Raw genomic sequence first — 9421 nt, forward strand, 5'->3', positions numbered from 1 at the left:
AACCCGTTACCCACAATGCCCGGAGTTTGACACTCAAAGTTGGCAAGGATGGTGGTATCGTCGGCATCGACAACATAATCAAGCATCGAGATGAATTGGGTTTTGCCATCCACGGAAAGCACCGGATAGCCCTTTGGGATAATCGTGCCGCCATGATTAGCCTTTAGCGTAAGCTCAATCACTACGCTTGCCGCACTTTCACCAAGTCGTTCACCTGCACCAACAAGCGCACCAAGGTTTTCAAGGCGAGAATTTTTGGCAAAGGCCAGCAGGTTTTGCTTGGATTCATTGTTGATCTCGTCAATCAGCTCGTTCTTGGTGTAAGCAATCTCTTCAAGGTGCGCCATTTCCGGATCGTTAATCGTTGGGTAATGGCCCGTCTTTTGAAAGTAGCGCTCTTTAAGCCTTGCCAAATCATCGTCATAGTTTGATTCAATGACTTTTGGCTCTGGCAGTGTTGGGAATCGGCTGTTACTCATGATTGCCTCTGAACATTCACAGTGGACTGCCAGCCGCTTCCAGTTAGCGAGGTGGACACTGTGGTGGGTTTCCATTTGTCAGGTAACTTACCTGCGTTAATTAACTTAATGACATCAGCGGTGGTGACCGTGGTGTTCACCAAACTCATGCGGCCTCTGGCCATTTGCTTGGTGTTATTACCAGAACCGGTTGCCATGTAGTTCTGCGCATAAGCCTTTGCTTCTTCGAGCGTGTGTATCTCTGGATACAGCTCTTTAACCTTTGCACCACTTTGAACATTGCCGACACTGAATGACCCAAACACCTGCTCTAACTCGTTAAAGTAATGCACTGTAATACCATCGTATTTCGTGCGATTTGAAACGGGTAAGGTGGCGTTAAGCAGCACGTCGCGCCGTTGAATGTCGAGCACGAGTTCGCTGTGGTTTATTTCACCCACCACCAACTGATTGCCCTTAATGGCCACGGGGATCGAGTTCTCATGAGCAAGGCGACCTAACATGCCAAGCGTATTCTCATCGCGCTGCTGCACTCTGGCGTATTCCACATCACGAGCCGTAGGCGAGATAAGCACCTCTACACCTACTTGTTTTGCAATATCTTGCGCCAGCGTGAGAAAGCTGGTTTTCTCAAAGGTCTTGGATTCTTTGTTATCAATCTTGCCGCGTGTTGCAGGCTTTGCGTTCGCGCTCACCGTGACCTTGTTGGGGTTAACCGCAAAGGTGACACTGTCGATTGAAAACATTCCCCATAACCACGAGCCTCGATTACCCTTGTCGTCATACCAGCCAATGCCACACTCTAAGGTGTCGCCTTCATCGGGATACCAGCTATCAAAGAAGCGCCCATCGTTATTGTTTAGAGTCAGTGACACCGTATCGGTACCGACCTTGTCGCTATCAAGCACGTCGGTATAAGTCAGCGAGCCAACAAACGGCGCAAGCTCTGCGCTTATCTCTTTGCCTGCCCACTTCACAATGGCAAAGGGTTTGATGACGCTGGTGATTATCTTGCCCATGGCGGCTTCTCTACGGTATCGATGACGGTGGCACTGCTTAGCGTAGGAACTTCTATGCGCTCGCCACCTTCAAAGGTGAACCCTTTCATGTTGTTGGCCACAGTGCGGTTGGCACTGCGCAGCGCTCTGACTTGCGCCTCGCTGGTGCTGCCATAAGCGCGATGGCAAAGTTGATCCCAACGTTCGTGGCGATTGGCATAAAGCGGCATTACGCTCTCACTTCAACTAATTCACATTGATAAGTCAGACTGGTGATCACCCCATTTCTCGTGGTTTTTGCGCCCGTTTCCACGCGGCGACGAATAAGAAATTGACCGTAGACTTTCGGGCCTATCACCAAGGTGCGAGGGATTTGATTGTCCGCCATGTCATCCAGCGCTTTGGTGCTTTGAGTGATGTCACAAAACTTATTACTGAACTTCATTTCAATGCTCATCGTGTGCTCATCTTCACCTTGGCTTTGGTGGCGAGGATAGCCGTCGACAACACGCATTGCGGTCACGCGCCACTGCTTCGTATCTTGAAAACTCGCTGGCGTTAAACGGCCCTTAAAGACTAAATCCCCAAAGCCGCCCCATTGGGCATATTGCATTTCGTTCATGAGTTCGACTCCTTGTTAGTTACTTGTATCTCTTCATCTGTTTCGACGTTATAAAAACGCACTTCGCGCAGCTCTGGCGTCTCAAAGTCACGATGTACCGTCAGCACTACATTGAGGTTCCAATCTTCTCGATAGGTAAAAAGCTCGATATGTGGCTCATAGTCATCGCTAGGCTTATCACCACTAAAGGTGCTGGAGATGAACTTGGCGTCGGTAATTTCAGCGTCTCCAATAATGCGAAGTCTATTCATTGGCCCAAGTTGCATCAGACCTCGTGGCACTTGAATGACTTGAGTGACACCGCGCACTTCGTAAAGCTCGTTGTCTAAGTAGTTCGCCAGTTGCAGATTTATCCAAGCGGCTTGCCCTGATAGCGAGTGATCCGCATTGCCGCCTGTTGCTCGCACTGAGACCACGACAGGCAATATCCACTCATAAGGCACGTAGCTATCAAAGTCCCCATCAGGCTTTGGGAGCTGATTGAGCTTTTGTGTTCCCGTAAACATGATGCGCACTTCAATGGCGCTCATCGCGTTACTGGGTTCAACCACCGTGGTGATGTTGAGGTAACGCTCAATCTCAGCTTTCAGTTTATTGATGGCCACAAGCTTTTCTGGTTTTAACTCTGGAGCACTCATTTAATGGCCTTACTCAGTTCTTGTTGTACTAATTGCACTTGTTCACGTTGCTGCTCGTCACTCATAAACATGAACTCTCGTTTAGGGACTTTGACTTCACTGGCCCTGATATAGAGCACATAGAACACGCCTTTATTGGCGGCGGCATTGTTGCGATTTCGGCTTGATTGGATTTTTCGACCAATCCCTTTCGCACCAAGTGGCGCACGTCCCATCACTGAGTTAGGTCGCCAGAATATCGTCCAGCCTTGTTTCTCTAATCCTTCAAGCGTCTTGCGAACGCCGTAAGCCTCAGTTCGCCTTTTAATGCGCTTGTCTGCCGGGATAGTGAGCTTTTGCGCTTTAAGGGGTTTAATCGTGCCACCATCATTAACCAGGGGCGCATGCACTTTGTTCGTGCCTATCCGGTATTCCCCGCTGCCTGTTTGGTAGGTCAATGACGCGTAGGTCTCGCCTGAATCGAACAACGGTTTAGCGCCACCATTCTTACTTTGTTTGGTGAGCGTTCCGTTCGCGGTGAAGTTACCGTTTCGATAGTTATCACGCACACATTGAAGACCAAACGGAGCGATACGCTCTGGCAGCTCATCAATGATTTTTGCGGTTCGATTTAACGCATTTAAAAACTCTTTCATCTCGTTTTAATCCCGATTTAATCGAGGTTTATTTTGCCTGAGCCTATGCAACTAATGGTCGTTCGCCGCGTGCGCGTGTAGGTAGATGAAAAAATGCAAGCATCAAGAACCAGTCAAAAAGAGTGTTATGTGACTAAACGTTCCAAGATTGCGCTGCAAGGATTGAGCGAGCGTGTCGTTGATATGTACGACAATGACAAGATGACGCTGACTGACATTACCAACGTACTCAGTGACGAGGGTTATGAAGTCAGCCGAACGGGTGTGCAGCGAGAAGTAAAAAAGTGGGAGGAGTTTATTGCTGAGCAGAAAGAGCAAGAGCACCTTGCCAGTCAATTTCTCGATGCATTTAAAGACAGACCCAATACAGACATCTCTGAACTCACCATGCAGATCATGCAAAACAAGATGCTCAAAGCGTTGAAAGAGTTCGATGTCAATGAAAACTCATTTAAGGATGCGAGTCAGTTTGTGCATGCGATTGCTCGTCTATCCGATTCGCAGGTGAATCTGGACAAGCTTAAAATTGCGTTTCAAACGGGTGTGCAAGCGGCTAAAGAGCAACTTGAAGATGAGTTCACCGCCTTGCTGGAAAAAGAACATCCAGAACTATTGCTGCGAGTTCTCGATGTCATTCAATCAGTGCGCATTGAATCGGATGGCCGCAAGCGAAATAAACGCCGCAGAGGTTAGCCATGAAAACGCCGCTTAGACATCTTGCGCCTGCTGACATAGATAATATGCGTGATGCTGCGAACGCAAGCCTTGCGCATAAAGAGACAGAAAGCGAAAGCCAGCGAAGTTCAAAAGCACAACTTGAGCAAGAGCGCCGTGATGAAAAAGTGCGTCGCCGCCGCAGGGCAAGGGCGAAAGCTGACTTTGATTACTTTTGTAAAACGTATATGCCGCATGCGTTTACTTGCTCTGCTGCGCCTTATCAAAAAGCGCTCTCTCGTATTGTCGCCTCGCGCACCATGAAAAAGCGTGATGCTCAGTTATTTAAGAAGCTGATTTACCCAATCAATCATGGCTCTATTGTTCTTCCTCAAAGTGGGCGATTTGACGGCATTCTCGATTTAGAGCCTCGCGATCATGGTAAGACAACGCGCAACACCAAAGCGCTGCCACTTTGGTTGCTGCTTAATTTTTCAGAGCAATACATCATTGTGGGTGGCGCAAGCAGTCCTGCTGCGCAAAAGATAATTGCCGCCATACGTACAGAGCTTGAAACCAACGAGCTGCTCATCAATGACTATGGCGTTCAAAAGGTGCATGGCAACACGTGGAAGAAAACGCAGCTAGTACTGGCCAACGGTAATGCGGTTGAAGGGATTGGTCGTGGTCAGGCTATTCGTGGTGCCACACACGGCTTCTTGCGTCCGACCGCTTGTATTCTCGATGACGTTATTACGGATGAGGAAAAGAACAACAAAGAGATCCGTAACCAAGCGGAAGACTGGTTTGACTCGGTCATCATTCCGCTTGGCAAAGATATGCTTATCGTTGTGGCTAACACCATCATGCACCACGATGATTTGCCTTCTCGATTGCTTGCGCGTATCCGTGAAGGTTTGTTGCCCGATTGGTTGGGGCTTGTCTTTTCGGCACTAACGCCCGAAGGAAAACCCTTATTTCCATCACGCTGGCCACTTAAAGATTTGTTCAAACGAAGACTCATCATGCGTAAGGTTTGGTGGGCGGAATACATGAACATGCCTCGTTCGCGTGAAGAGGCAGACTTTAAGTCAGAATGGTTTAAGCATTACCAACTGCATGATCTCGATATTCGAGACATTGACATCATGATGGCGGTTGACCCGGCGACGGGTTTAGAAACGGGTGACTACAGCGCCATTGGTATTGTGGGACGCCATCGCATTACCTTGGTTGATTACATTCTATTTTGTGATGGTTGGCATGAGTCTGATCTCAAATTTGCAAGTCGAATTGTTGAGCAATATTTGTGGTGTTTAAGAACCTTCAATAAAGCGCCGAAGAAGATCTTATTTGAAGAGGTCGCCTTTCAAAAAATCTACCGTAAAGAGGTGCAGCGTTACGCGAAGTCTTATGGCGTTCGGCTGCCTATTGTGGGCTATAGGCCCAAGGGCAATAAGAAGCGCCGCATTAAATCGTTATCAAGCGATGTAGAATCTGGAGGCATTCAGTTTCTTGAACATCAACTGCTCTTGAAATCTCAACTTGAAGAGTTTCCACGAGGCAATGATGACTGTCCTGATGTGGTTGAAATGTGTACCAGCGAGTTTGAGGTGAAACAGTTTGTGGGAAGCGCCACACCGAGCGCGATCAATAAGATAAAGACCGCTGCAAAACGATTTGCTGGACTCAGCGGCGGCGTACGAGGAAGAGTCTGATGTTTGATGTGATTATGAGTTTGCAAAACAAAGCGGAAGACATCGTGACCATGCTGCGCCGCACTGTCTGTGTTGCTACGGTAAGCCAAGTGGATACAGAACTGCGCCGGGTGAAGGTCACGTTTTCGACAGGACGTATACCCGAATCAGATTGGCTCTCTGTGGTTGGCTCTCGAACCAAGGGCGTTAACGTAAGTTGGAATATGGAATTAGGCGAGCAGGTTCTGTGCCTCTTTCCTCCGATTGGTTCAATGGTCCGAGGCTATGTCCTTGGCTCACTCTCAAATGTCAATGCAAGACCTTACACCACTGATGCCAATAAGTTTGGGATGACGTTTAAAGATGGAACGCTTTTAGAGTATGACCAAGCGACAAAGACGGGCGTATTAAAAATTGGAGGGGCAACACCCTCAATTCAAGTTGGCCCTTCAAACATTCAGATAGTCTCGGATGTGCTCATCGATGGCGCAGTGCAAATCACCAAGACCTTAGATGTCACTAAGGCGACGACGCTGGCTGACACGCTGACCATATTAAAAGCGGTTAACGGTATGCAGACCGCGAACTTTATGGGGACGGTAGGCGCAGCAGGTTACGGTGGCCCGGTTGGAGGTGCGCCAGCGGTCATGCAAAACGGTATGGATGTGAAACTGGTCGCCACCATCAATGGCATTAAAGTCTCTGTCGATACACACGAGCATAATGACGCGGAGAATCGTCCAACATCGCCAGTTATTGGGTGATTTTAATTACCCCTTAAATCGCACTGTAAGGCGTTCTAAGAGGCTTTATTTTTCGCTGGTAACATTTATCGAAAAGTTTTTCTTGAAACTTTTTTAAACGGGTTTGAAACGATTTGAAACAGGTATCAAATGATTTACTCACTCAAGCTTGGCTCGCAAGGTCGAAATACGGATTTGATTGCCGATATTAAGCAATCTCTCTACATGATCGTTTTCACTAGCAAAGGGGAACGTATCTATTTACCCGACTATGGGGCGGATGCGCTCTCTTATATTGATAAGCCGATTTGGGTGGCTCAATCTCTGCAGGTAGGGATTGCGGAATCGGTCGCGAAATACGAAAAGCGCGTCAGACTGGATGAAGTGAACATCAATTATGTTGTTCCTGAGAAAGGCTTGATCAGCATCGGACTTTCATGCACGATAAATGAAACAGGACTTCGAGAGTATTTCGAGCTTTCAAACGTCCTTTAATCCCCTTTAAAGACTGGTCGTTCGCCGCGAGCCGTCATTGCCTCAATTCATAATGTCCCCTAGTTTCTAGGAGGGCATTATGTCTGTATTTATACACGGTATTTTCACAAATGAGACCACCACCGGGCCATTAGCCATTGTTGATGTTGCCTCTAGTGTTGTTGGTATCTTTGGCACGTCTGAAAAGGCTGCGCCATTTGAGCTATTCCATACCACCAATTATGACGATGCTTATGCATTGTTTGGTGAAGGCTCGATCACAAAAGCACTTCGTCGTATTCACACCTTTGTACCAAGTAACTCAGTGATTGGTATCTCACTCGGTAAGGACGCGGATTTTCCAGAGCTACCACCGCCACCAGAAACCTCTGGTGTGACGATTAGCTCCGCCAGTGCGTCGGCTTATATTGATGGTGCTGATGGTGCTGATGGTGCAATTAAGCCCGTTCTTGTTGTTAACCCTAAGAACGCAACGATTCGTTATGCTTCAAGTAATGAAGCAGCCGCGACAGTTGCATCTAATGGGGATATCTCATTGGTTGGTGTTGGTGAAACGGTCATCACATTAACCATCACGCCAGCCTCTCGTTCTAATGATGAGGTTGCCGCTGATGTCTCTAATGATGAACCAGAGCCAGCCGCACCAAAATCAGCTCGTTCAACGTCGCCTGAAAAAAGCGCTGAAGCTGAAGATGCGAAAGCCAGCAATGCCGAAACATTGACTTATAAACTAACGGTTGCGCAAACCAATCCAGAAGCGGATAAGAGCGCGAACGGTGCAACACTGTCAGCCTCAAAAGGTTCAGTGGCGATTGGCCTTCCTTCACTACCTGTCTCACTGGATAACCCAAATGAGTTAGCAGTGAACTACACATCAAGCAATGAGACGGTTGCGATTGTTGATAATGGTACAGGTGAAGTGACCGCCATGTCAGAAGGAACGGCGACCATCACGCTATCGCTGATTGGTAAGGGTGAGTTTGCATCATCAACACTCTCTTATGAAGTGACCACTGGCTCAACGCCTGATGCTCTACTGGCGGCATTTATTAAAGCGCTACCGCTGCTGCGTAAAGCTAAGAACAAATTCGGCTTCTCTGCAAAAATCCACCTTGCTCCGGGCATCTTGCATAAAGCTGGCGCAGCATCGCTTGCGGTCTCTGCTGTGAAACAAACTCGCGGTGTTTGGGCTGGCGATATACCAGAAGATGTGACCACTAAAGAAGAAGCGTATGCGTTTCGTCAGCAGTTTGGTCACCAGCGCTACTTTGTTGGCTGGCCTCGTCCGTTGGTTCTTCAAGATGATGGCTCCACGGCTGTGGATTGGTTTGCTCCGTCGATTGCAGGTTTGATGGCGCAAGTTGACCGCAATGGTGTTAACGATCCAATTGCAGGGCAAACGGGTTACTGGTGCTCACCATCAAACTATCCGCTACTCGATATCGTTGGCCCATCGATTGATATGGAATACATCCCAAGTGATGCAGCTTGTGATGTGAACTACCTCAACGCGAATGGCATTTACACCATGATCAACCGTGGTGGCTGGCATGGTTTTGGTAACTATTCGACGGCGTATCCAGCATCAACGGCGATCACCTCTTTCTTATGTGTGCGCCGCACCGCTGACATTATTGAAGAGTCAATTGAAGCGGCCACCTTGCAGTTCTTGGATAAACCAATGTTCACAGGGCCAAACGGCTTGGCAAACCAAGTGTGCGGTCGAGTGCGTGACACAGTGAATGATTACTTGCGCGAGAAAGAAGGCACCGCATTGGTCTATTCCAATGTTTATCTGCTGGCAACCGATAACCCGCTTATCAATTTGCAGCAAGGCAAGATCAAGTATCGCTATCAGTTTACGCCGCCTATTCCACTACAAACGGTCGAGTACAACGCTGAGATTTATGTTGAAGCGCTAGAGACTACATTTAACAAGCTGATTGGGGGGTAATCCATCATGGCAGAAAAACATATTACCAAGCGCAATCACATGTGCTTTTTAAACGAAACGCAGTACATCGGGCGCATTAAAGGTGTGACGGGTGAGCCGCAAATGAAGTTTGAGACTTTCACGTCACTGGGTGGTATCGGTGATATGGAAATCCCAACGGGCGATTATGAAGCGTTAACCATCAACGTTGAATTTGACAGTATCGCGCCAGCCGATTTGAAGACCATGACAAAGAACGGCGGCTATGTGGCCTTACGCTGCTCTTGCGATATCCGTATTCCAGATGTTCGAGATGGCACAAGACGCACTGCAGGTATTGCGACACGTATTTGGGGTTTTGTGAAAAACCCTCCGATGAACTTTCATTCCAAAGAGAAAACGCCTTACACCGCACAAATTGCAACTTATCGCGTGGAAGTGACAGACACCAATGGTCGTTTGTTTGAACTCGACTTCGTTAATGGCATTCGCTACCCAGAAGATGAACCGGGCAGCGGCGGAATCAC

The 9421-nt window shown here is 48.1% G+C and carries 11 protein-coding genes and 1 pseudogene; 6 read left to right on the forward strand and 6 right to left on the reverse strand.

Annotated elements, in window-relative coordinates:
- The 6 genes and pseudogenes from IQQ51_RS27650 to IQQ51_RS24550 all read right to left on the reverse strand — a co-directional run.
- Positions 1 to 479, reverse strand: a pseudogene (locus IQQ51_RS27650) (phage baseplate protein); the annotation flags it as partial.
- Positions 476 to 1498: a phage late control D family protein gene (locus IQQ51_RS24530; protein ID WP_193842369.1), complete on the reverse strand. Its 1023-nt coding sequence runs from the start codon at positions 1496 to 1498 to the stop codon at positions 476 to 478. The pseudogene IQQ51_RS27650 and the gene IQQ51_RS24530, both read right to left, overlap by 4 nt.
- Positions 1486 to 1707 (reverse strand): tail protein X, encoded by a 222-nt coding sequence (locus IQQ51_RS24535; protein WP_193842370.1) that lies wholly within the window; start codon positions 1705 to 1707, stop codon positions 1486 to 1488. Before IQQ51_RS24535 ends, IQQ51_RS24530 begins: the two co-directional genes overlap by 13 nt.
- Positions 1707 to 2099, reverse strand: coding sequence for a phage tail protein (locus IQQ51_RS24540; RefSeq protein ID WP_193842371.1), 393 nt, complete (start codon positions 2097 to 2099; stop codon positions 1707 to 1709). Before IQQ51_RS24540 ends, IQQ51_RS24535 begins: the two co-directional genes overlap by 1 nt.
- Positions 2096 to 2737: a hypothetical protein gene (locus tag IQQ51_RS24545; protein WP_193842372.1), complete on the reverse strand. Its 642-nt coding sequence runs from the start codon at positions 2735 to 2737 to the stop codon at positions 2096 to 2098. Before IQQ51_RS24545 ends, IQQ51_RS24540 begins: the two co-directional genes overlap by 4 nt.
- A complete protein-coding gene (locus tag IQQ51_RS24550; protein WP_193842373.1) occupies positions 2734 to 3372 on the reverse strand; it encodes a hypothetical protein in 639 nt (212 codons plus the stop codon). The genes IQQ51_RS24545 and IQQ51_RS24550 overlap by 4 nt, the downstream gene beginning before the upstream one ends.
- A gap of 129 nt (positions 3373 to 3501) precedes the next feature.
- Here IQQ51_RS24550 and IQQ51_RS24555 point away from each other — a divergent pair, with 129 nt between their 5' ends.
- The 6 genes from IQQ51_RS24555 to IQQ51_RS24580 all read left to right on the forward strand — a co-directional run.
- Complete coding sequence (locus IQQ51_RS24555) at positions 3502 to 4065, forward strand: phage protein Gp27 family protein (protein WP_193842374.1); 564 nt, start codon at positions 3502 to 3504, stop codon at positions 4063 to 4065.
- Between the two features lie 2 nt (positions 4066 to 4067).
- Complete coding sequence (locus IQQ51_RS24560) at positions 4068 to 5744, forward strand: hypothetical protein (RefSeq protein WP_193842375.1); 1677 nt, start codon at positions 4068 to 4070, stop codon at positions 5742 to 5744.
- Positions 5744 to 6487: a phage baseplate assembly protein V gene (locus tag IQQ51_RS24565; protein WP_193842376.1), complete on the forward strand. Its 744-nt coding sequence runs from the start codon at positions 5744 to 5746 to the stop codon at positions 6485 to 6487. Before IQQ51_RS24560 ends, IQQ51_RS24565 begins: the two co-directional genes overlap by 1 nt.
- Before the next feature lie 129 nt (positions 6488 to 6616).
- Positions 6617 to 6961, forward strand: a complete 345-nt coding sequence (locus IQQ51_RS24570; RefSeq protein WP_193842377.1) for a GPW/gp25 family protein — start codon at positions 6617 to 6619, stop codon at positions 6959 to 6961.
- Positions 6962 to 7040: 79 nt separating this feature from the next.
- Positions 7041 to 8915 carry an Ig-like domain-containing protein gene (locus tag IQQ51_RS24575; RefSeq protein WP_193842378.1) on the forward strand — a complete coding sequence of 625 codons (1875 nt, stop codon included), beginning with the start codon at positions 7041 to 7043 and terminating at the stop codon, positions 8913 to 8915.
- Between the two features lie 6 nt (positions 8916 to 8921).
- A partial coding sequence (locus IQQ51_RS24580; RefSeq protein WP_193842379.1) for a phage major tail tube protein occupies positions 8922 to 9421 on the forward strand: 500 nt, incomplete at its 3' end.

Origin of the sequence: Vibrio sp. OPT18 (genome assembly GCF_015163615.1) — a bacterium.
Classification (GTDB): domain Bacteria; phylum Pseudomonadota; class Gammaproteobacteria; order Enterobacterales; family Vibrionaceae; genus Vibrio; species Vibrio coralliirubri.

What these genes read in the sequence shown, in the direction of transcription:
- IQQ51_RS24530 (WP_193842369.1), bottom strand. Translation starts at nt 1,498, where the DNA reads ATGGGCAAGATAATCACCAGCGTCATCAAACCCTTTGCCATTGTGAAG.
- IQQ51_RS24570 (WP_193842377.1), top strand. Translation starts at nt 6,617, where the DNA reads ATGATTTACTCACTCAAGCTTGGCTCGCAAGGTCGAAATACGGATTTG.
- IQQ51_RS24560 (WP_193842375.1), top strand. Translation starts at nt 4,068, where the DNA reads ATGAAAACGCCGCTTAGACATCTTGCGCCTGCTGACATAGATAATATG.
- IQQ51_RS24535 (WP_193842370.1), bottom strand. Translation starts at nt 1,707, where the DNA reads ATGCCGCTTTATGCCAATCGCCACGAACGTTGGGATCAACTTTGCCAT.
- IQQ51_RS24550 (WP_193842373.1), bottom strand. Translation starts at nt 3,372, where the DNA reads ATGAAAGAGTTTTTAAATGCGTTAAATCGAACCGCAAAAATCATTGAT.
- IQQ51_RS24565 (WP_193842376.1), top strand. Translation starts at nt 5,744, where the DNA reads ATGTTTGATGTGATTATGAGTTTGCAAAACAAAGCGGAAGACATCGTG.
- IQQ51_RS24545 (WP_193842372.1), bottom strand. Translation starts at nt 2,737, where the DNA reads ATGAGTGCTCCAGAGTTAAAACCAGAAAAGCTTGTGGCCATCAATAAA.
- IQQ51_RS24575 (WP_193842378.1), top strand. Translation starts at nt 7,041, where the DNA reads ATGTCTGTATTTATACACGGTATTTTCACAAATGAGACCACCACCGGG.
- IQQ51_RS24540 (WP_193842371.1), bottom strand. Translation starts at nt 2,099, where the DNA reads ATGAACGAAATGCAATATGCCCAATGGGGCGGCTTTGGGGATTTAGTC.